This window comes from Hymenobacter sp. 102, from assembly GCF_049949205.1.
In the GTDB taxonomy this organism is placed as follows: Bacteria; Bacteroidota; Bacteroidia; order Cytophagales; family Hymenobacteraceae; genus Hymenobacter.
Genome location: NZ_CP188174.1, coordinates 41,599 through 61,637, shown reverse-complemented (window position 1 = coordinate 61,637; position 20,039 = coordinate 41,599). Strand labels below are relative to the sequence as shown.

At 58.0% G+C, this 20,039-nt stretch carries 21 protein-coding genes; 9 read left to right on the top strand and 12 right to left on the bottom strand.

What is annotated here, in order from left to right; genetic code table 11:
* Positions 1–29: 29 nt before the first annotated feature.
* From ACN19L_RS24110 to ACN19L_RS24085, 6 genes are read right to left on the bottom strand one after another with little or no spacing between them, the layout of a single operon-like run.
* Entirely contained in the window at positions 30–245 is a 216-nt protein-coding gene (locus tag ACN19L_RS24110) for a hypothetical protein (protein ID WP_426491422.1), read from the bottom strand.
* Between the two features lie 18 nt (positions 246–263).
* Positions 264–1,673: a Fic/DOC family protein gene (locus ACN19L_RS24105; RefSeq protein ID WP_426491421.1), complete on the bottom strand. Its 1,410-nt coding sequence runs from the start codon at positions 1,671–1,673 to the stop codon at positions 264–266.
* Positions 1,673–1,942: an antitoxin VbhA family protein gene (locus ACN19L_RS24100; protein ID WP_426491420.1), complete on the bottom strand. Its 270-nt coding sequence runs from the start codon at positions 1,940–1,942 to the stop codon at positions 1,673–1,675. Before ACN19L_RS24100 ends, ACN19L_RS24105 begins: the two co-directional genes overlap by 1 nt.
* Positions 1,943–1,989: 47 nt before the next feature.
* Positions 1,990–4,338, bottom strand: coding sequence for a TraM recognition domain-containing protein (locus ACN19L_RS24095; protein WP_426491419.1), 2,349 nt, complete (start codon positions 4,336–4,338; stop codon positions 1,990–1,992).
* 53 nt (positions 4,339–4,391) lie between these two features.
* A complete protein-coding gene (locus tag ACN19L_RS24090) occupies positions 4,392–5,411 on the bottom strand; it encodes a DUF5712 family protein (RefSeq protein ID WP_426491418.1) in 1,020 nt (339 codons plus the stop codon).
* Positions 5,412–5,425: 14 nt separating this feature from the next.
* Positions 5,426–5,944 carry a BfmA/BtgA family mobilization protein gene (locus tag ACN19L_RS24085; RefSeq protein ID WP_426491417.1) on the bottom strand — a complete coding sequence of 173 codons (519 nt, stop codon included), beginning with the start codon at positions 5,942–5,944 and terminating at the stop codon, positions 5,426–5,428.
* Between the two features lie 783 nt (positions 5,945–6,727).
* Here ACN19L_RS24085 and ACN19L_RS24080 point away from each other — a divergent pair.
* The 3 genes from ACN19L_RS24080 to ACN19L_RS24070 all read left to right on the top strand — a co-directional run bounded on the left by ACN19L_RS24080 (position 6,728) and on the right by ACN19L_RS24070 (position 9,452).
* Positions 6,728–7,507 (top strand): ParA family protein, encoded by a 780-nt coding sequence (locus ACN19L_RS24080; protein ID WP_426491416.1) that lies wholly within the window; start codon positions 6,728–6,730, stop codon positions 7,505–7,507.
* Positions 7,507–8,040: a hypothetical protein gene (locus ACN19L_RS24075; protein WP_426491415.1), complete on the top strand. Its 534-nt coding sequence runs from the start codon at positions 7,507–7,509 to the stop codon at positions 8,038–8,040. The genes ACN19L_RS24080 and ACN19L_RS24075 overlap by 1 nt, the downstream gene beginning before the upstream one ends.
* Positions 8,041–8,225: 185 nt before the next feature.
* Entirely contained in the window at positions 8,226–9,452 is a 1,227-nt protein-coding gene (locus ACN19L_RS24070; protein WP_426491414.1) for a hypothetical protein, read from the top strand.
* 66 nt (positions 9,453–9,518) lie between these two features.
* Here the strand turns inward: ACN19L_RS24070 and ACN19L_RS24065 are convergent, their stop codons facing one another.
* From ACN19L_RS24065 to ACN19L_RS24055, 3 genes are all read right to left on the bottom strand, one after another.
* Complete coding sequence (locus tag ACN19L_RS24065) at positions 9,519–9,749, bottom strand: hypothetical protein (RefSeq protein ID WP_426491413.1); 231 nt, start codon at positions 9,747–9,749, stop codon at positions 9,519–9,521.
* A 9-nt stretch (positions 9,750–9,758) separates the two neighbouring features.
* Positions 9,759–9,986 carry a hypothetical protein gene (locus ACN19L_RS24060; protein ID WP_426491412.1) on the bottom strand — a complete coding sequence of 76 codons (228 nt, stop codon included), beginning with the start codon at positions 9,984–9,986 and terminating at the stop codon, positions 9,759–9,761.
* A 138-nt stretch (positions 9,987–10,124) separates the two neighbouring features.
* Positions 10,125–11,147 (bottom strand): ArdC family protein, encoded by a 1,023-nt coding sequence (locus ACN19L_RS24055; protein ID WP_426491411.1) that lies wholly within the window; start codon positions 11,145–11,147, stop codon positions 10,125–10,127.
* 559 nt (positions 11,148–11,706) lie between these two features.
* Between ACN19L_RS24055 and ACN19L_RS24050 the strand changes: the two genes are divergently transcribed.
* The 5 genes from ACN19L_RS24050 to ACN19L_RS24030 all read left to right on the top strand — a co-directional run bounded on the left by ACN19L_RS24050 (position 11,707) and on the right by ACN19L_RS24030 (position 15,067).
* Positions 11,707–11,991 (top strand): type II toxin-antitoxin system HigB family toxin, encoded by a 285-nt coding sequence (locus ACN19L_RS24050; protein ID WP_345228239.1) that lies wholly within the window; start codon positions 11,707–11,709, stop codon positions 11,989–11,991.
* Between the two features lie 40 nt (positions 11,992–12,031).
* Positions 12,032–12,388 (top strand): helix-turn-helix domain-containing protein, encoded by a 357-nt coding sequence (locus ACN19L_RS24045; protein ID WP_426491410.1) that lies wholly within the window; start codon positions 12,032–12,034, stop codon positions 12,386–12,388.
* Between the two features lie 90 nt (positions 12,389–12,478).
* The gene (locus tag ACN19L_RS24040) at positions 12,479–14,167 is read left to right on the top strand and encodes a UvrD-helicase domain-containing protein (protein ID WP_426491409.1); all 1,689 of its coding nucleotides are present in this window, start codon (positions 12,479–12,481) and stop codon (positions 14,165–14,167) included.
* 120 nt (positions 14,168–14,287) lie between these two features.
* The gene (locus tag ACN19L_RS24035; RefSeq protein WP_426491408.1) at positions 14,288–14,872 is read left to right on the top strand and encodes a hypothetical protein; all 585 of its coding nucleotides are present in this window, start codon (positions 14,288–14,290) and stop codon (positions 14,870–14,872) included.
* A 45-nt stretch (positions 14,873–14,917) separates the two neighbouring features.
* Positions 14,918–15,067 carry a hypothetical protein gene (locus tag ACN19L_RS24030; protein ID WP_426491407.1) on the top strand — a complete coding sequence of 50 codons (150 nt, stop codon included), beginning with the start codon at positions 14,918–14,920 and terminating at the stop codon, positions 15,065–15,067.
* A 364-nt stretch (positions 15,068–15,431) separates the two neighbouring features.
* On the opposite strand, the gene ACN19L_RS24025 is transcribed toward ACN19L_RS24030, so the two are convergent.
* A complete protein-coding gene (locus ACN19L_RS24025) occupies positions 15,432–15,725 on the bottom strand; it encodes a hypothetical protein (protein WP_426491406.1) in 294 nt (97 codons plus the stop codon).
* Positions 15,726–16,292: 567 nt separating this feature from the next.
* Here ACN19L_RS24025 and ACN19L_RS24020 point away from each other — a divergent pair.
* Positions 16,293–16,769, top strand: a complete 477-nt coding sequence (locus ACN19L_RS24020; RefSeq protein WP_426491405.1) for a protein NO VEIN domain-containing protein — start codon at positions 16,293–16,295, stop codon at positions 16,767–16,769.
* A 19-nt stretch (positions 16,770–16,788) separates the two neighbouring features.
* Here ACN19L_RS24020 and ACN19L_RS24015 read toward each other — a convergent pair whose 3' ends face one another.
* The gene (locus ACN19L_RS24015; RefSeq protein WP_426491404.1) at positions 16,789–19,392 is read right to left on the bottom strand and encodes a toprim domain-containing protein; all 2,604 of its coding nucleotides are present in this window, start codon (positions 19,390–19,392) and stop codon (positions 16,789–16,791) included.
* Positions 19,393–19,495: 103 nt separating this feature from the next.
* Positions 19,496–19,906: a hypothetical protein gene (locus ACN19L_RS24010; RefSeq protein WP_149072666.1), complete on the bottom strand. Its 411-nt coding sequence runs from the start codon at positions 19,904–19,906 to the stop codon at positions 19,496–19,498.
* Between the last annotated feature and the right edge of the window lie 133 nt (positions 19,907–20,039).

Below are 20,039 nucleotides of genomic sequence, written 5' to 3'. Positions count from 1 at the left end.
ACATAAATGTCATACTTCCTCTGCTTCCCTTAGTTCTCCTGACCTTTCGGCTTGGTCGGCGTCCAGTCCATCCACTTCCGCTCGGTTTGGCAGTGGGTGCATTGCATCAGCAACTCCGTTCCTACGAGGTAAACTTCCAGCACTTCCAAGTGGGCGTGCAGCGTATCCTCTCCGCACGTCACGCAAGCCAGTAGCTCGGTGCCGGCCAGCTGCTCTTCCAGAAAGTGTAGTTCGTCGTCCTGCATAGCAGCAAGGTACGAGGCTTACCGTTCGATGCCACCGCTGCTGCGACCAATGCCGGAACTGCCGCGCTCCTGTGGCGGGACAGTGGTCAGTACCTGGGCGGAGCTGCGCAAGTCTTCCAGATGCTTGCTGGTGCCCAGCCCCGGCAGCTTCTCGGCCGCGTCGAGCGACCGGCGGAAGCTCTCCGCGTTGGGGCCGACAATTACCGGGTTACGAGCCACGTCCTTCGCCACCTCGCGCAGGCCGGCCCCAGCGGCAGCCTGGCCGTGGGCTTCCAGCGCCTTGGCCACCTCGCGGGCGGCAGTAGCAAACACGGGCTGGGCCTCGGCGTGTGTCTTGGGGGCGGCAAGCACCGGCTGGCCGCTACTCCTTGCCGCCGAAGCCGCAGGCTGCCGCTGTGCTGGCGGCGCTACCAACTCTTTGCCTTCGGCAAGCTGCAGCACCTGCACCGAAGCGGCTTTCAGGCGCTGGGCGTCGGCCAGGTCGAGCGGGGTATCCTTCATGGCCGGGTGCTTGAGAATCTTATCCGCCGCCTGCTGAAACTCGGTGATGCTTTTGCCCTGGATAGCCTTGGAGTCCAGGTTCACGGCCTCCACCTGCTGCCCCAGCCGGATGCCCTGCTCCCGGTTGCCGGGTCCGGGCATGTTGGCCACTACGCTGGCCACGCGGTAGCCGGTCACCTCCAACTCACGCCGGGCATCCATTGCCTTCATGGCCGGGCTCAGCTCCGGGGTGGGCGTCACGGCCTGGCGGGGGTCGCGCAGCTCCTCCCCTATCGCCCCCGGGGTTGGGGTAATAATTTTCTGAAACATCTCTTTCAGCGGCTGCAGATTCTTCGCCGCCTCGGCGGGCGGGTACTGCCGCACGATGGCCAGGTCGCGGCTGCGGTTTAGAATCTCCGGGCTGGCCCGGTTAAAGTCCACGTCGTAGCCGGCTTCCTTGCCCAGCTGGGTGAAGGTGGCCTGGATGGTGCGGCCGTTGCCGTCCCGGAAAGCGTGGGCATGGTTGTACTGGTCGAGGTAGTAGGCGGCCCGCTCGGCAAACTTCTCGTCCGAGAGGCCTTTCAGGTTGTTCTCGCGGTTAAGCTGCGCCCCGATAGCATCCAGCCGCTCAGGTATTTCCTTGTGGGGCGCGTAAGTCATGGTTTCGCGGAAGCCAGTGACGCGGGTATCCTTATGGCCCTGAAACCCGCGGTCGGCCCGGGTCTCGCCGGCCCACTGGTACACGCCGCTGAATAGCCGCTCGTGCACCTGCTTCAGGTGGGCCTGGTCGTACTTCCCGCCCTGAATGCCGCCCTGCGTGTTGAGCAGCTTCAGGCGGGGAATGGAGGAATCAGACTCGGCCTGCGCCAAATCCTCCTTGTTGGTAATTCCGAGCTTGTTCAGCCGCACGCCGTTCTCGTCGCTGAACCGGTCATTGAGCACCGCCATTACTGCGCCGGGCTGGTGGGCGTGCCGGCTCCGGGCTTGGCCGCGTAGCGGGCCCTGAGCATCTCGTCGGTTAGCTCAATCACCTGCTCAATGGTCAGCTCGCCGTCGACGTGGCGCTGCATCAGGGCCAGAGCCTCCGGGCTGGGCGCGGGGCCGTTGCTCATCATCGTGGCAATGGCGTTGTTGCTGTCGTGCTCGCGCTGCTGGCGGGCGGCTAGCTCTTCGGCAATGAGGCCGGCCGGGGCGGGCGCAAAAAAGGTCTTGCTCATGGCTTTTCGGAAATAGAAGGTGGTACTAGTAGAACGCTAAAACGGCCCTATTTGTCACTTTTAAGCGGTTTTATGCCTCTGTTTTTGTCCCTACTGCTAAGGTGTTTACATGCTTGGCCAAGGTTTCTTTCACCTCCTGGCGCACCCGCAGAAAGTTCTCCTGCACCGCGCGAAAGGGCGCTGGCCGGGTCTTCCCCCGGGCCGCCGAAGCTCACCATCTGGTGCAGGGGAAACCGCTCGGGCGTAACGTCGGCCCGGGCAATGGTGCCCTGGAAAAAGGTGCTGCCGGTTTCCACTGTCTGGCCGATAAACTCGCCCTGCTGCAGGCCGATGGTATCCTGCACCCGCACCAGGCTGCGCTCCTGGTAGCTCGTGCTCTGGTTAGTGGAGTTGTTGCGCGCCCCGCTGCCCTGGCTGGTGCCGGTGCTTGTGCTTACCATCTGCTTGTCCTCGCGGCCCACCAGCTCAGAAATGAACTTGGCCGTTTCCAGCGAGTTCACCTTGCCGAAAAACTGGTTGTTGAGGTTGCTCACCATCACCTGCATTTTCTCCTTGCCGTAGGCGTCCGTCATCTGGCTCAGGTCCTGGGTCATGTACACCATCGCCACCTTGTTGCTGCGGGCCGTGGCCGGAATCACCTCCAGCCCCGGCACGTAGAGCGTCGCGGCCTCATCGAGAAACACGTAGCTGCGGTGCTTATTCTGCTGATTCATTAGCTTGAGCGCCACGGTAATCACGCAGCTGACCACCGGCGAAAACGTATCCTTCAGCGTCGGGTCGTTGCCGATGCACAGCAGCTTGGGCCGCTGCTTGTCGTTCAGGTCGAGCGAAAAGCCCTCGCCGTTTGCCTCGTCCGGGGTCAGCACCCACACCACCTCGGGGCTGTTTATCTTGGTCAGGTTCACCTGCAGCGTGCCCAGCACCGCGCCCACCTGCTTGTCGGCGCGGGTCTGCACCGCCGAGATAAGGCTTCGGGCCTGGTCGCCGCACTCCAAATCAGTTTCCAGCATACTCAGGACGTGGGTGTAGTCCTTGTACATGGCCGTGGCCACCACGTGCGGAATGGTGCAGTACTGCGGGTAATGCTTCTTGTAAAACCAGATGATACCGGTCAGATACGCCACGGAGCTGGTATCGAAGAACTCCATCTTGCGGATGCTCGACGGGTTCAGGTTGTTGATGATGGCCTTGCTGTACTCCTCGGCGAAGGCCACCACTGGCATATCCGCCGGTCGCAGCGGGTTTACCCGCTCGCTGCGCGTCAGGTCCCGGAAGTTGATGATGTGCAGCTGCACGGGCGGCTCCGCCGCCGGCTGCGGCTCGGCCTTGCTGAACAGACCTGTCAGCCTGGTCTGCAGCCGGCCCTGGAAGCTGGCCGCGTAGCTGGTGGCTTGCTGCTGCTCGCGCTCCTTGCGGCGCTCGGCCAGTACCAGGGCTTTCTGCATCGCCTCGGCCAGCACCGGAAACTTGAAGTCGTACACCAGCCCGGCGAAGTTCTGGTAGGCAAACTGTTCAATCAGCGGCTCTCCTATCGAGTAGGTCTTGCCCGCGCCCGCGCCGCCCAGCACCAGCGTGCCCCGGTACGGGTTGGCCACGGTAATCCAGCCCCCGTCCGCCGTGGGGAAGTGCACGGCATCCGGGCTTTTCACCTTTCGGCGCTCGGTGCTCAGCCCGAAAGCCGGCTTTTTAGTCATGGCCCACAGCAGCCCCACTACTCCCCCACTGCCCAGCACGGCCACGGCGGCTCCCGGATAGCCAAACTCGATAAAGCCCGGTGAGTAGCGGTGCATGTTCAGCAGGGTATAGCCCGCTGCCAGGAACAAGGCCCCGCACAGGCCCGCCACGACGCGCAGGGCCTGCCGGTTGATGACGTTGCGCCTGCCCTGCCCGGGCTTCGCCTGCGGGGCTTTCTGCACGAATACGAGTACCAGCCCGGCCAGCAGCAGCAGCGCCCGCAGGTACACCCCAGCCGCTCCGTAGAAGCGGGCAGCTTTTACCAGCAGCTTGCTGCCCATACCGCTGCCGGCTTTGGCCAGCGCGTCGGTCCCGCCTTTGGTCTTAGTAAGCGCTTGGTCGGTGGAGTGCGTTATGGCCACCGCGCCGCTAGCTGCCCCCTCCCCTACCACCGGGCGGGCAGCGGCTTCGGCCTTGGCAATGCGTGCCTGGCGCTGCCGCTCGGCAATGCGCGCCGTGGTAGCCGCCAGCCGCTCTTTGGGCGTCAGGCTGTCCGCTGGTATGCCGGCCGCCTGAATGAACTGCGCCCGGCGGGCCTCGGCAATTTCGGGGCCGTGCAGGAGCACGTAGTAGTCGCCGCCGATAATGGCCAGCAGCAGCAGGACAACAAAGAGGCCCGCGCCCTGGGTACCGGCCGCCGGCCGGGGTGCTTGACTGGTCATAGGCTTGAAAGCTGATTTAGGTGGGTAGGATGATGACGGGGCGAGTGGGCACGCTACATTTCAATATCCAGCTCCGCGCTGTTGCGCCCCCTTTTCTCGCTGAGGTGCTCGGTCTTTTCCTCGCGGCCCGTGTTGGAGCGCACCGCCTGCTGCACGGCGTGGAGCATGGTACTGGCCGCGTGCTGCGGTGCCGGCTGCTCGCGGCCCGTGCTCAGCAGATGATAGGCGTTATCAATGGGCTGGCCCTGCTGCGCCCGCCGCTCGACGGTAGCCAGGGAGCGGTAAAACGTCTTGTCGTACTCGCGGCCCTGGGCAATCTGCTGGACCCGCTGCGGGTCCAGTCGCTCTTCCTTCAGCACGCGCAGGTTGAGGGCGGCCACCCGCTCCCCAATCCTGACTGCCCGGCCGGCATCCCGGCTACCATCGCGCTGCTTGGGTCGTAGCTTTTCGTGCGCCTGGGCCGTGTAGCCAAACTGCTTTTCAAACTGCCGCCCGGCCGCCGCCTGCCACTGCATCAGGTCGAAGCGGCTGCGGCGTCCGCCGGGGTTGAGCGTGATTCTCTGCTGCGCGTCGCGGGCACTCACGATGACGTGAATATGCGTCTGCAGGCCCGGCCGCTGCTCGCCCATCTTGGCCTGACCAATACTCACCTCCGGGTCGGTGCCCCGGTAGCTGCGCTGCTGGTGCAGCGTGGCTCCCCACACCAGGTCCTGGCTGCCTAGCTCCCGTCCATCCTTCAGCTTGAAGTTGGCGGCGTACTGCGCCATCACCTGCCGGGTATAGTTTTTCAGCTTGGCCTCGTCGTTGCCAATATGCGTCAACTCAGCCTCGCTGGGGCTAATCACCAGGGAATAGAATTTGGCCTCGCCGGCCCGCAGTCCCTTCACGTTAGAATCGATATTCTGCCCCACCTCGGCCGCGCTGAGGTCGTCGCGTTTAGCCCCGAAAAACGTGGCTTCCTCTCCATCGCGTCCGGCTTCCTGCTTCAGATAATTGAGCGTTTGCGCGCTGCTTCCGCTGTTGCTGTAAGCCGCTTTTCCGTGCGTCGCGGGGTTGATTAGCTTGATATACATCGGTGGCTGTGTGCTTAATTCTTGACTGCTTTTGCCACTGTATCGCCATCATTTATTCTGCCTGCGCCCGCTTGTTGAGCGGCAGCTATTGCCTCTTTTGCCTGCCGCTCAATCATGTCTTCGTTCTGCGCCCGCAACTGCTTTAAGCCTTCCCGCTGCTCGTTTAGCTGCGCCTCATTAAGGCTGCTCAGCTGCTGCGTCAGGTTATTTACCAGGATTTCATTCATGCGCAGCACGCGCTCCAGCGTCACCCGGCTACGAAGCATTTCCTCCAGCATTGGTACCAGCAGACTACGCTCCTGCTCCTGCAGATACCCAAATACCCGGTCCCCGAGCTTCTTTACCTGCTGCATAATCAGCTGGCCTTCGCGGGCCACATCCTCCACCGGGTGTAGTCCGCGCTCCGCGAAGTAGCGCACGGCCGCTCCGGTGTAGTCGGCCTGGCTTATCTGCAGCCGCTTAGCCTCTTTGCTCAGCAGAAAATGAGTAGCCGCAGGTACGTTGACGCTCTTCGTAGCGGGGTTGGTTGGCATAGGTAGAATCAATCTTCTGCCCGCCCTCTCTAGGTTATTTTTAACCTACAAATCAGCTAGTTATCTTAACAAACCTGCAAATTTAAGCTCTGCTTAAATACAAGTCTCACGCTTACAGGTGCTTAGCACCCTGTATGTGATACTCTTCTTGCTAAGACTACATACACTACATCCAAGAGGGTTTTCAGAATTATTTGAGAACTATTTCAGAATCACGGATACGTATTACGAGCGGCATTGGGTTAGCCTTTATTTATCGTTACCCCGACCTGATTTTGTGTCTGGGTACTGGTTATAGTTGCTATCCTTTCCCACTCTCATTATCTCAGAAAGGCCTTTTAAGATTTATTACTACTTTACAACATTACTACTTTACGACTTTAACCCATGTATAATAACTGTTATCGTCATCAAGCTCAGCCTTGCCTACCAGCACCCATATTACCACTTTACTACATTACTACTTTACTACGTTTATGAAGTACCCCCGCCCGAATTTTTACTACTTTACTACAATGCAACTTTACTACTCACAAGGTACATCAAAGCACCGCTTCTTTATTTTTGATATTTTACGACATTGCAACTTTACCACAAAGTAACTTTACTACTTGTAGTAAATAATACTTTGCAATTTGTTGCTTTTACTACTTAGTCATTTTACTACTACACAACTTTGCGACAAAGCTACTTTACTACTTTGCGACATTTCCGCTTACATTTGCTTTCCCCGGGCCTGACCATCTGGGGCATCAGCGCTAGCTTACCTTAATCAGTAACCCCATGTCAAAAGTCATCAGCTTTGCTACCCAAAAGGGGGGCTCGGGCAAGTCAACCCTGGCCCTCGTCCTCGCGGCTCCTCTGGCTATCGAGTACGGACTGAAAATCGCCATCCTGGATTGTGACTACCAGCAGAGCATCGTCAAAACCCGCAAGCAGCTGGACGAGCCCAGCCTGGCTATCCTGCGTGAGTCAGACCCTGCGGCAGATTACCCCTACGACGTGTTTCCCATGTCGCTGAAGAGCATCTTTGATTTCATCGACAATCCGGAAAACGACTACGACCTTATCATCATCGACATTCCCGGCCGGGCCGACGGGGAAGACGTTTTCAACGCCCTCACGGGCTGCGACGCGGTAATAGTGCCGCTGGTATCGGATTACCTGGACCGCGCCTCCACGGCCGAGTTTATGGGCATCCTCGAAGCGCTGAAAAAGGCGGCCGACAAGGCCGAGGTGGATTTCCAGTATTTCGGCTTGGCCACGAAGCGCATCAGCGGCCGACGGGAGGAAAAGGAGATGGACGACTACATTGACGAGCTGGGCCTCTCGCGCTTCCAGTCCTATCTGAGCCACCGCATGGTGTACAGCCGCGCCTCCACGCTGCACAGCCTGCTGACCCCGGCCTACCGCAACTACGCCGGGGGCACCAAAGATAGCTCAGAGGAAATCCGGCGCGTATGCGAAGAGCTGATAGAAAAGCTGGACTTGCCCCGGCGCAAAGCCGACGTCGAAGCTGAGCTGGAAGAAACGACCGATACCACCCCAACCGAAATCAAGTAATGGCAAAGTCTCCCTTTGTAAAAGCGAAAATTGAAGGCCCCCGGAAGCGTATTCCGGTTGATGAGACCTTGCGCGCCGAAGCCCGCGCCGGGATGGGAGGGGAGCAAACCCGCCTGGAAGCCGAAGGCAAGGCAACTACCCCAGCGGCGGCTGCCCCTGCAGAAGCGGTAACGGCCCCAGTAGCGCTCGCGCCTGTGCCAACGCCCGAGCCGGTAGCAGCAGTTGAGCCAGCACCAGAGCCCGCGCCGTCTGCTGAGCAGCCGGTGGCGGAAGCCGCAGCTGCTTCCGTGCCAGCGGCCCCGGTTGAGCGCCGACCCCGTGGCCGCAAGCCGGCAGCAGCGGGACCGGAGCCAACGGGTGAGTTGAAAGGGGTGCGGATTGCGGAATCTGTGTGGTCGGAGATTCGCAGGATTATCGTTCAGCTTCCTAAAGGGCCGGATATGCCGACAAATATCATCGGCTACCTGCACGCGGCCCACCGGCACTACGAGGCGCACCTGCGCAAGCAGGGCAAGCTCCCCCCAGTCAATTAGCGCGCTTGGCAGGACTGGTTAAGAGTGACTAGCCGGTTCGGGCGTCGACATTCCACTAGTCCTCATCATTAAGTGCTTCGGCTTCCAAATCGCTTGTTAAGGGCAGTTCCTAACCGGGCTGCCCTTGCTCATTTTGGTATCCGGACACTACCTTACTTGTTAAATAGTATGCAAGACAACCAGATATGAAAGACATTTTGGCTAACGCTCGATTCTGGCAGTTCGATGATAAGTCCATATTCCCATTTGGCAAGCATAAAGGGGAATCAGTCATTGACGTATTCAAGCAGGACCCATCATACATTGGTTTCTGCCTGGAAAGCATACCAAAATTCACGTTAACCACTAGTGGATGGAATGCTATATACAATCAAGACAAAGAGTATTTCAATAATGAAACAAGTAGAAATTATTTTATATATTATATTAATAAAATATTCGAAGTAAACCGTATTTTGAGAAATAATACCCACAACGATGAAGGCCGCAATCGGCCATTATCAACCTTTATTAATAAAATAGCCTATGTTAATACGGATAAAATAACACTAAAAGCATGTTTCAAAAGAGCAAAAGCTAGTACAGTTAATGCAAAAGGTATAGCCGTTGAATTAGAAGAGCAATATGCCAAGCAAGGATATATACAGGAGGAATTAACAAGAGAGGAAGAGAACAAAATTAAATTCTCCGTGAGAATTATAGACTTCAAAGACTTTGGAACGTTCAAAAAATATGATGCCGCTTATTGTACGCCAGGAGTCAAGACTTTTGAAGTTATACGATTACTGTCTAGCGGCTTAGTTGTCCTTGCATTAGCTATGGACTGCCGAAATTTTCGTCCACAGGGTATGGGTTTTGGCACAGAAGGATGGATAAGGATTCTACCTGACGATGCCGACTGTGTCTTGCATATCGCAAATAATCATCTCACGATAAATCAACGGATATCAGACCGAGAGATGACAGATGCTGAAATTGAAGCTGACATAGTCGCCTTTCATGAGCGCAAACCGAATGCGCAAAAAAGGACACCAGAATACTATTCCAAGAAAAAAATTCCAATATATGCCCCAGTAAATTTGCTCGATGAGATATTAGAATCATACACAATTAACCGCCAGGCGTTTCCAAATAAAAATCTATTCAACACTACTATATTATATGAATACTTCAGCTCTCTACAATTTACCTATCATTCAGATGAAGTTGACGAGTTAACTAAGCAGTGGTATGAATCTAAAAATAACATCAAAACATATGACCTCAGGCGTAAACGAGTGTGGCAAAATCGTCAAGCGTTTTGGCGTTCCGAAGATTCTGAAGCCGACGACGATTCAGACCGTGAAAACTGGGAAGAATTGACAGACGGCCAAAACGGAACTTGGGAAGACTGGCATGAACCCGTTGATTGATTTTGAAGATTGCCTCACTAGCCAGATGTGTAGCCTTCGATACGCTTTGCTGTAAAAGGGTAGGGGCTACTGTTGAAAAAGCAGGTCGGCCGGTGCTACCTGGTGCCACTCTCCGGTCTGCAGGTAGCGAACCTGAAACTGGCCCCGCCGGGTCCGGGCCTGGCTCACGCGGTACGCTGCCGGCGCTGGCGCTGCTTCGGTGGCGGCGGGCTGGTGAAATACCGCCCAGCAATTGTTGGCAAGGGCCTGCTGCACGTCACGGGTAGCGTGCCTGATGGTGGATAGGGGGCTGCTCATCGTTAGGGGTTATAGTGCTAGCTGGAACTGCCCGCCGTGCTGCTCGCTGGTGCGGCGCAGACCTTCGCAGGCAATGGGGCGAACTGCCCGTACCAGCTTCAAAAGGGACTCGTAGGCGGCTGACGTGTCAATCTCCAGTTCCAGCCGCTCGGCAACCTCCTCGGTAAGCACTTCGCTGTTAATGCCTTTATCCAGCTGCCGCATCAGATTTTCTACGTCGGCAACGGCGGCAATCACCCGGCTGCGGTACTCGTTCCAAGCTGGGCTCTGGATAGTGGGGCTTCACTGGCTTTCATAAGCAGGCTAGAATTAGAGCTAGGGCTAGGATTAAGGCTAGGGCTAGCCGCTCGCAAGCGGCCAGCCCCGCCCGGCGGGCTATGCGAGCTGCAGCCAGCTTAGCTCGGCGGCCATAAACTCGCGGTCGATGTCGTCGAGCACCGCAACCGGCTCGCTGGCTACCGGCGCGGCTGCCGGGGCCTGTACCTCGTCGGCTTCGCCCTCCGGCTCCGCTGTCGTCCCTAGTATCATCTCAGCGGCGCGCTGGGCTTTGCTGGCGGCCTGTACCACAAGCCTCTTATCATTCTTCAACCGTTCCAGCCAGTTCTGAATGTAGGCCACGGCGTTTTCTTCGGTCTGCTCGGTAGCAATGCCGGCCGCCGCGCTCAGAAAGGATGCGCCCATTTCAGCGGTCAGCTCCTCGCGGGCGTAGCTGCTGCTCTGCTTTCCCTCGCCAGCGGTCAGGTCGGCGCGGTCAAGGCGGCTCTGGTGGCCGGTGCTGTGCGTCAGTTCGTGAAACAGGGTCTGATAGTAGCCCTCCGACGTGGTGAAGGTTTCCGGCTTGGGCATGTTCACAAAGTCCAGCGCCGGCGAATAGTAGGCCCGCTGGTGCAGGTACTGAATGGCGGGCTTGCCGTCCCACGCCTCCACGATGCCTTCGGCCACTTCGCTGGGGGTGAACTCCTGCTTGGTTACCTCGGGCAGATTGAACTCGATGCCCTCAATGTCTTCCACTGAAAACACGGTGTAATACTTCAGGAAGGGCGTTTTCTCTTCCTTGCCGGTTTCCTTGTTCTCGCGCTTGCTGATGTTGTAATACACTACCTGATGGCCTTTGGCCCCTTTTCTCACGTTGCCGCCTAGCGCCAGCGCCTGCTTGAATGTCATGAAGAAGGGGAGGGCTCCGCTGAAATGCAGCAGAAACAGGTTGATTCCGCTGTACACGCGGCCGGTGGCGTAGTTGCGGGGCAGGCCATACACCGCGTTCCACGGCTTGCGCCACGGAATGATGCCGCCTTCCAGCGCCGAAATAATCCGGTCCGTCACAATCTGGTACACGTCGGGCCGGGTTGCGGCTGCTTTGGTGGCTTTCTTGGCGGCAGGCTTGCTGGTCTTTTTCATGGCTAAAAGGCTGTTGTTCCGTTCGTTTGTTATACTTATTAAACGGCAGCGGCACACAATTAGTTGCACTTTATGCGATTATAATTCGTATTTTATACAAGTTATTTTCTTTCTTATAGTCCCTCTATCTCCGCCTTTTTTCCCCACCGCCCCTAATTCCGCTTGGCCACGAAATGGCAGAAGACTTATCCGCGCTCTGCTGGGAGTGGGGCGGCTTTTTCAGCCGGCTGGCTCACAGCTCCGACTCTCTTTTCAATGGAAGAGGCCATCAGGCGGAGCCACCGGCCTGCGGTCGATGTAGCGCAGCACAGTCGTCGGCAGCCCGGCGGCTCCGTCTGATGGCCTGTGCGACGGCCTTTTGCGTGAGGGATGGCAGGGGTTTAGTCCGCAGGACCGTAGGCGCAGCCGCAGCTCCGAACAGCCCGGCCCGAAGGGACACGCCCCAATTTCTGTATTGTGTAAATTTTTTTACCTTATCCAGAAATTTTACGTATCTTTACTTAAGACCTGTAACCCGTGCCCTCGCGCCGCTTTTTGCTAGACATTATGCTTATTGACTATGGAGATACTTACTAAGAAAACATTGAGAGACTATGGAAATACCCAACACCCTGATGTAGCCCAAGCCCTGCTGGAGTGGTTCGAGATGGCCGAGGCGGCTGAGTGGCAGACAGCCGCTGATGTACCCGCTCGCTACGTCGGCAACAACCGCTACGTGTTCAATATTCTGGGCAACCGCTTCCGCCTGATTGTCCGCATCTTTTTCCCGGCTTACCAGGTGTACGTCCGCTTCGTGGGCACCCACGCTGAGTACGACCGCATCCCCGACACTTCGACGGTCTGAGCCACCTTCTTCTATCCCAATCATTCACCCCACACGCACAATGGCACTCATCCTGCACACTGAAAAGGAGTATCAGGCCGCTATGACGCGGCTTGAATACCTCATCGACAACGAGCCCGGCAACCTGGACGAAATCAAGTCCCTCGGTCGCGCCGCGAACGAATACGAAAACGACCATGGCCACCGTCCCATCTCGCCCACCTCGCTGGTCGGCATGCTGGAGCGGGAGATGGTAGCGCGCCGCCTGAAAAAGCAGGATATGGCTGCCCTGCTCGGCATTGCAAACAGCCGACTGAGCGAAGTTCTCAACGGCAAGCGCGCCATCAACCTGGACCTAGCCAAGCGCCTTTACCAAAAGCTGGGTATCTCTGCCGAACTTATCTTGGAATACGCGTAGCTGCCCCGCGGGCTTTAGGTGTATTCCAGCAGACAACACTATACCAAGTCCGGCAGGGCGTTAGCCGCTGGCCGGCGGAAATAATTCGTGATGAATCTTACGGCTGAGCAGTCTGCCATCCTGGCTTCCCGTGGCCATTTGAAAATCAACGCCGTTGCCGGGAGTGGTAAAACCACTACGATGGTCGAATATGCCCGCGCCCAACCGGCAACGGCCCGCATCCTGTACCTCGCCTTCAACAAGACGGTGCGGCAGGAGGCCATTCGCAAGTTTCAGGCAGCTGGCTTACCGAACGTGGTGGTAGAAACAGCGCATTCCTTGGCCTACCGCTACGTGGTGCGCGGCAGCCGCTACCAACTCAACAACAAAGGGTATCGGGCGCACGAGCTGGTAGAAATGCTCAAGCTGCCCCGGGGCACCGGGCAGGAGCGCCACCAGGAGTATGTGCTGGCCAACCACATTGCCAAGTTCGTGACCTATTTCTGCAACAGCGACCAGGCGCAGGTGCAACGGCTCGATTACCTGTCCACGCTAATCGACCCGAAGGCTCGGGAATTTGTCGGCAAGCACTACGCTACTATCGAGCGAAGCTGCCGGGAATTGCTGGCCCGCATGGACCGCGGTGAAATTGCTATTACCCATGACTTCTACCTGAAGAAATTTCAGTTGAGCCACACCCTGCTGCCGGCTGATGTTATCCTGTTCGATGAGGGCCAGGACGCCTCCGGGGCCATGCTGGATATCTTCTTCCGTCAACCCGCTACTAAGGTGATTGTCGGGGATACCCATCAGCAGATTTACGGCTGGCGGCACGCGGTCAACTCGCTGGAAAGAACGGATTATCCCAGCCTGCAGCTAAGTACCAGCTTCCGGTTTGGACCTCCCATCGCCAAACTGGCCTCACACGTTCTGAGCTGGAAAACGCAACTGGGCGCGGGTCCCCAACTCGTGGTGACGGGTGCCGCGCAGGAAGCGCCAAGCGAGGGAACTACTCGCGCCGTAATTGGCCGCACCAACCTGGGGTTGCTGCTCAAGGCTATTGAGTACGTTAAGGAGCACCGGCAGCAGCTGCGTCGGGTGTACTTCGAGGGCAACATTAACTCCTACACCTACGCGGGGGAGGGCGCGAGCTTAACGGATGTACTGGCCCTCTATAACGGCCGTAGCGAGGCCATTAAAGACCCGTTGATTCGCAAAATGGCCAATCTGGATGAATTGGCCGACTACGCCGAGCAGACCGAGGATGGGCAGCTGCAGATGCTCATCACCATCGTGGAGGATTACGGCAACGACGTTATCGACCTTATCAAAGAGTTGAAGCGCCTGCACGTTGCTGATGGTGCCCGCGACCAGGCGCAACTCTACTTCTCCACGGTACACCGCTGCAAGGGCTTGGAGTACGACCAAGTGCAGCTCACCCCGGATTTTATCACGCAGGCCACCGTTGACAAGCTGGAAGAGGAATTTGCAGCCAAGCCCCCGGAGACGGGCGTCAGGGCCCGTGTATTCGAGGAAATCAACCTGCTTTACGTCGCCCTGACGCGGGCCAAGGCCCGGGTACATGTACCGTCTGATTGCCTTCCCGATGGATTTGAGCCCCACGCGGCCGTGCAGGGCTTCCACGGTACAGGCGGCACGGTCCTGCTCGCAGCACCTGCAGCGGCTCCTGCTCATAGAAGAGAATGGGTGGAGTATACTCCCGCCCAGGTTACTTTGGACCCTCGCTTTGCCTCACTGCAACAGAAGCTGGACGCAAGCAGCAAATCACCAAATGGTTAATTGCTCCCCAAAGTCCAAAAGCTCATCTGCCAGCGCGCAGGAGATGCGGTGACGGACTTTCTCCAATTCACGGACGCCGCGTCTTAAGATGACGGTGAAGCGTCTTTTCTTAGCTGTACTATGAATGGAAACGACCTACTCCATGCCCATATTACTCCGCTTCTGCAACTTGTAGCATCTACTTCACTCTGGGTGCATCCCAAGGTAATTGAAGCCCTGCGCCAGGAAGACGGCAACGATACAGCCCGGTGGTTTCGCAACGTGCGCCGGGCCCGGACGAAAAATAACGAGACGGTCCGCGCTTTCGCCGATGGCAATTACTTGGATGATAACTCCAAAGCAAATATTGCCATCAAAACGGCGCTTGGTTACCGTACCAAAACGGAGGAAATCAAGAAGTTTCATACCTGCCACATCTACGACGAGCAGGGCGAAGCATATGACCCGCTGTATTACTGTGCACTGCCAAATTTGGTGCTCATTCCGAGTGCCATTCACAGTCTCGCGGACCATTTCCCAGAGTGTAAACAGATACTGAAGTACCGGGCTTACCAGCTGTACGGGTTCTACCGGGGCGCAATCCCACCCAAGCCCACTGACTACGACCAACTGGAATGGCATCCGTTTGTAGGCAGCACTGAGCGGGCACTGAAGTCTGTTAAAATGCGAGGAAGTTCTTTACAACCGAAATCCGCGCTTGCCTAAGCCTTGTATCCGCAAAATCTATTAAAACCATCACCCCTGCTATCCATGCCGCGCATCATCTTTTTCAATACCGGCTGGATGGATTCTTACGCGGGCAACCACCGGAACCTCGACACCATCACGGGAGGCGGGGCCCATACCAGGGAGCAAGGGTGGGAAGGAGGGTGGTGGCAGCTACATCGTGGGTTGGTATAAGAACGCAACGTTATTCCGCACGGAACAGCCGCGCCCAGCTAACTCCCGTCACCTGTGGCAGGACCACCTGATGGAGTTCTATAGGGGTAGCACAAGAGTAGGAGCAGAAAGTATCGGTAGGGAAAAACTGCGTGGGCGGCTGTTTCAGAATACGGACATTTTACTGAACAAGCCAGCCTCATTAACCTGTGGGCGCCCTATTTTGAAGGGTGAATGTGTCCATCGTAAGCAATCCGCTTAACCTTTGGACTAAGCTTTTAACCAAGGCCAGGTTTTCAGGCTGGGCCGGCGGGCGCGGGGGCGGGCCTGGTTTGGGTGCGGGCAACAGGGGCGGCCAGCAGCAGCCGGGTGGGCAGGCCGGTGCTCATGGCGCGGTCGGCCCGTCGGTGTAGGTGGGGTTGTTGGCTACCAGCACCAGGCTGTCGCGCTTCGGGAAATAGTCGAAGTCGAAAGCACTGCGCTGCAACGCGCCGGCCGGGTTTTTGGCCCGGTAGATGTGCTTTATGTGCACCATGTACACGTCGTGGCTGGTGAGCTTCCATTTGGCCAGGGCCAGGGTATCACGCAGCAGGGCAGCATAGTCCAGCGGTTGGGCTCGGGCCAAGTGATGCGCCCGGCCCTCATGACTCTGGTATTCTTCCGGGTCGACCGTTGGCATGGGTCTTTTGGGTAATCAGCTACCCTTTAAAAACACCCCGCGAAACGGTTATGCGGGGTGTTTTTGAGGCGATTTGGGTGAACTTTCGCTTACACCGATACCCAATCGTGGCGACCACCAGCTTTAGGACAGCCGTCACGGTCAGGAGCATTACTAGTGCCTTTGTTGCTCTCGGCTCCGCACTTTTTGCAGCGCCAGTAAACGTAAAAAAGTTCCTGTATCATCTTCATGGTGCTTGGTGCGTAATGTCGCCACGTTTGGTTGGTAAGGCCCGTTTTTTAGCGTGGGTGCTGGTCTCCACGGAGAGTTGGTGGGCTTGAGGTTGGCGCGCTTTCCTATTTTAACCCTCAACAACTTCCCAAACCTATCGCTCCCCCCCCTCCAAAGTTATGTGTAGTTAAACAAATTGGCAAAACCTCCGACTCGGAAGCCAAACAGCTTGAATGCTACTGATAAGGCATAAATGTGCCATAAGAGTAGCGAGGGTCGATAGTTTTACAAGCCCCTTAATACAATCGGAAGAAAATAGCCAAAACGAACGTCTGGTACGCCGACGATGAAGCCAACGTGGACTTTGTGCAGCAGGTGCAAGCCTACATTGCCAGGGGCGGGATACTTTCCCCTCCAGCTACCCGAAATAAAGGCCAGTCGCCCAGGCAGCCCGACGTACTCAAACGGCTAGCCATCGAGCAAAAGGCTATTGAAACAACGTGGGACTACTATCAAAAGCTAGGGTACGACATAGAGTCCGTAGAAGCCGCGAAGGTCGGGTGGGACCTGACCGCTACCAACGGAAATGTCAGACTGAAGCTGGAGGTGAAAGGGCTATCCGGAACCGCCATTGCCGCCGAGCTGACGGCCAACGAGTACAGCAGTCTGTTGGCAGATAGCCCCAACTATCGGGTGTGCATGGTAACAAATGCGCTTACCAAGCCCCTGCTGCACATTTTCTCTTATTCTAAAACCGTTGACCTTTGGGTGAGTGAGGAAGGCCTTGAGTTGTCATTTGAAAAAGTCACCAGCGCCCGGGTGTTTGCGGGGTAGTCGGCCGAAACCGCCGCACTCACCGCGTGATTTCCGTATTCCGCGCCGGCGTGGCCACCTCCTGACTTTTGCTTAGCTCGCGCCGCTCGGCCCGGTCGCTGCTGTGCTCCACAACGTGGCTACCGGGCTGCTCTGCCACTGCGTCCAGCGTGTGGCTAATCCGGCTAAGCTCCGGCTGGTCGGTGCGGTAAGTGACTTTCATTTCCGAGTGGCGGATACCATCGTTAGCGGTGGTGCTCTGAATGTCGCCGGCTTTGGCTCCGCTGCCGATAACCGCGGCCTGTACGGCCTCGGCCTGGCCCCGCTCGCCTGGGGTAATGGCGGGCTCATCCACTTTGATGATTACTTGCTTTTCGCTGCTTAGCGCATTAGCCGTAGATTCCAGCGGCGGTTTATCAGCCACATCCAGGCTACGGTCCCGGTTGTGGGGCTGAATGGGAGCAACTTCGGCTGCCGCCTGGCGCGCTGCCTGGTTGGCTTCGCTCTCCGCTACCCGCACACCAGCATACTGCTCCCGCCCAGCCTCGGCGCGGGCGTTGGTATTCGTCACAATGGCGTGAATGATGGCAATATCGGGCTGGTCGTTGCGGTAGGTCATGTCGAACTCCGCCCGCCGGATGCCCTGCTCATCCACGGTGCTGCGAATCTCACTCGTCCGCATCGAGTAGCCGGAATTATCCAGAATTTCCTTCCAGGCTTCGGCGCGGCCGGTGGTGTTGGGCTCCAACTCATCGATTTGCCAGGTTGCTACCTTCACCTCCGCCTGGGCTACCGGCAGGTCGGCTGCCGCCGGGCGCGCCGCGAAGCGGGCCTGGTCGCGTAGCTCAGCCTGCTCGGCCTCATCAACTTTGCGGCCGGTAGGAGGGGGGTTATCGTTGATGTACTCCTTTAGCAGCACTAGGCCCGCATCACGGGCGTGCACGAACTGCGCCGTGTGCGCTGCCGCTTCCTGCTCGGTTCGGTAAGAGCGGAACGGCTGCTCCGCATCCTGGCGGCCGGCGTCAGCGACTGCCCCTCCCATCATTGCCTGATTGAAGCGACGGTCCTCCTCCTGCTGCTCGGCCTGGCTTTCGGGGCTGTTGTCGTCTGCCCGCTGCTGCCGCTGCCGCTCGTCGTACTGGCGGCGGGTTTCCTGCTCGGCGCGCTCCATCGCGGCGGAGCGGGCGTACTCTGCCTGTCGCTGCTGCTCGCGCTGGTCACGCTCGGCGGCGCGCTGCTGCTCGTCCAGCTGCGCCTGGGCGCGGATTTGCTCGGCGCTCAGGCCTTGCGCCGTTAGCTCCAGCTCCCGGTTCCAGTCTTTGGCCTGCGGATAATCGACCCGAATGAAAGTCTCCTGGCCGCGCTCCTGCTCAGGCCGCAGCTGCTCCCGCTGGCGATACAGCTCCTGGCTGATTACTTCGAGCTGGGCGGTATCGGCCTTGGCCACCGACAGGCGCAGAACGGTTTCCCGCTCGGTGCTGCGCTGCACTTCCAGCTCAATGGTAGGGCCGGCTTCCTGGGTGCCGTTCATCCGGGCTACCCGCTCGGTCAGCTGCTGCACCTGGGCTGCCCCGCTCTCGGCGCTGTCGTGGCGGTAGCTCACTTTCAGGGCCGTGTGGTACTTGTCCGACGTGGCATGCCATTCCACTGGTCGACTGGCTTCTTTGTATGCTTCCTGGTCGGCTACGGGAACCAGCGGGCGGGCCGGGTGCAGCTCGTTCATGTAGTTCATGTTGAACTGCCGCCCGCCGGCGTCGCGGTCATTGGCCAGCACGATTTCCTTGGGCTCCTGCTTGTCAATCACCCGCTGAATCAGGGCCACCTGCGCTTCGGTGGGCGTGCCGCTGGTAGCCACGTAAAGCGTGTTCCGGGGGGCCTGCGCGTGCTTCAGCTGGTAGTGAGAGAGGGAGTCAATGGCCGATTCGGACACGACCACCCGCTCGACCGGCGTATCCTTACCCTGGGTGGGGTGCGATACCCAGATGCCGTTTTTGGGCAGCGGCAGCAGGTTTTTGTAGTGCTCGTTCTTCTGCTCGACGCTGGCCAAGCCCTGCTCGTTGTAGAGCGGGAAAGCGGTGTTCTTGTGCTCGTTCTGCTGCGCGGTGAAGATGCGCCCCTGAAAGGCCGGGCTGTCAATCGTGCTATCGGTAATACTCCGGCTGTGCAGGTAGCTGCGGTCGGTTAGCTCCTTATTCACGCCCAGCACCTCGGCAATGAGGCGCGTTTTGCGGTCTTCCTGCTGCTGGCGCTCATGGTCGGGGTCGCCCACGGGCAGGGCATTGAGTCGGCTCACCTCCAACGGGGCGGTGTAGACACGGGCTGGGACAGGCCCGTCATGCAGATACTCGCGTAGCTGCTGGCGAACCTGCCCCAAATTCAATCCGTGGCCGTTGCCGCCCCGGGTTTTCGCGAAATCAATAACGCTGCCCTTGTCCCGGTCGTCGCCGGTGTTCAGGTATACCTGGTGGTCGGCCTTGCGGGTGACAATGAGCACTTCCCCGTCTTTTTCGAGCTGGTGCCAGTCGCCGCGCTTGCCTTCCTTCCTGACTTGGTAGCCTTGCCGCTCGGCGTAGTCTACGAGGTCGATGTCACGCTTGAACCGGTCAAGCTCGGTGGGGTCGTTTTCTCGAATAGGGGCATTCATCGCGGGGAGCTTACAAGTGGTCGTTGATGACCAGTAGCTCCGGGCGGGGAAGGGCAGACGGGAATGAGTCCGCCTGGCTACCCAGAAAACTATCCGGTCGAGGTTACGGGGCTGGGGCTGCCGATGCGCCGGCGGCGTGCTCGGTGCCGGGCAGGGGAGGGGTGCCGCTGTCGAAGCACTTCAACTGCTTCTGGAAAGTGGTCAGGGCCTCCTGGCTGGGAAATAGAAAGCGCGGGCTCTCGCTGTTGGGCGGAATCCTGATTAGCTCAGTGGCCACGTCGAGGTTGCGGAGCAAGCGCTGCAGCAGGCGGGGCTCTTCGCGCTTCAGGGAGTTGTTTTTTAGTCCTACAATACTGGTGTAGGGCAGCTCATGCTGCTCGCAGAACGATTTCAGCTCCCCTTTAGGAAGCATCAGCAGGCGGAATTGGGCATAGCGTAAAACGTCGGCATAAGGGACGGTGAGATTTAGGTCGGGAAAGCCCAAGGGGGCCGAAATGTGTGCAGATGGTACCATGCAAGAGGTGGCTTTGTGAGGGTGAACAGGTGTGCTAGTAGACCTAACGAGAGGCATAATCTACAAAGACACGAATTCAAGCCATTCGCTGCAAATGGCTAATACAAAACCCGCAATGGTACCCCGCGCTCCG

Coding starts and splice junctions, on each gene's coding strand:
- ACN19L_RS24025 (WP_426491406.1), bottom strand. CDS start 15,725: ATGCCAACGGTCGACCCGGAAGAATACCAGAGTCATGAGGGCCGGGCG.
- ACN19L_RS24085 (WP_426491417.1), bottom strand. CDS start 5,944: ATGCCAACCAACCCCGCTACGAAGAGCGTCAACGTACCTGCGGCTACT.
- ACN19L_RS24065 (WP_426491413.1), bottom strand. CDS start 9,749: ATGAGCAGCCCCCTATCCACCATCAGGCACGCTACCCGTGACGTGCAG.
- ACN19L_RS24050 (WP_345228239.1), top strand. CDS start 11,707: ATGGAGATACTTACTAAGAAAACATTGAGAGACTATGGAAATACCCAA.
- ACN19L_RS24080 (WP_426491416.1), top strand. CDS start 6,728: ATGTCAAAAGTCATCAGCTTTGCTACCCAAAAGGGGGGCTCGGGCAAG.
- ACN19L_RS24070 (WP_426491414.1), top strand. CDS start 8,226: ATGAAAGACATTTTGGCTAACGCTCGATTCTGGCAGTTCGATGATAAG.
- ACN19L_RS24010 (WP_149072666.1), bottom strand. CDS start 19,906: ATGGTACCATCTGCACACATTTCGGCCCCCTTGGGCTTTCCCGACCTA.
- ACN19L_RS24055 (WP_426491411.1), bottom strand. CDS start 11,147: ATGAAAAAGACCAGCAAGCCTGCCGCCAAGAAAGCCACCAAAGCAGCC.
- ACN19L_RS24040 (WP_426491409.1), top strand. CDS start 12,479: ATGAATCTTACGGCTGAGCAGTCTGCCATCCTGGCTTCCCGTGGCCAT.
- ACN19L_RS24100 (WP_426491420.1), bottom strand. CDS start 1,942: ATGAGCAAGACCTTTTTTGCGCCCGCCCCGGCCGGCCTCATTGCCGAA.
- ACN19L_RS24110 (WP_426491422.1), bottom strand. CDS start 245: ATGCAGGACGACGAACTACACTTTCTGGAAGAGCAGCTGGCCGGCACC.
- ACN19L_RS24090 (WP_426491418.1), bottom strand. CDS start 5,411: ATGTATATCAAGCTAATCAACCCCGCGACGCACGGAAAAGCGGCTTAC.
- ACN19L_RS24095 (WP_426491419.1), bottom strand. CDS start 4,338: ATGACCAGTCAAGCACCCCGGCCGGCGGCCGGTACCCAGGGCGCGGGC.
- ACN19L_RS24075 (WP_426491415.1), top strand. CDS start 7,507: ATGGCAAAGTCTCCCTTTGTAAAAGCGAAAATTGAAGGCCCCCGGAAG.
- ACN19L_RS24045 (WP_426491410.1), top strand. CDS start 12,032: ATGGCACTCATCCTGCACACTGAAAAGGAGTATCAGGCCGCTATGACG.
- ACN19L_RS24035 (WP_426491408.1), top strand. CDS start 14,288: ATGAATGGAAACGACCTACTCCATGCCCATATTACTCCGCTTCTGCAA.
- ACN19L_RS24105 (WP_426491421.1), bottom strand. CDS start 1,673: ATGGCGGTGCTCAATGACCGGTTCAGCGACGAGAACGGCGTGCGGCTG.
- ACN19L_RS24030 (WP_426491407.1), top strand. CDS start 14,918: ATGCCGCGCATCATCTTTTTCAATACCGGCTGGATGGATTCTTACGCG.
- ACN19L_RS24015 (WP_426491404.1), bottom strand. CDS start 19,392: ATGAATGCCCCTATTCGAGAAAACGACCCCACCGAGCTTGACCGGTTC.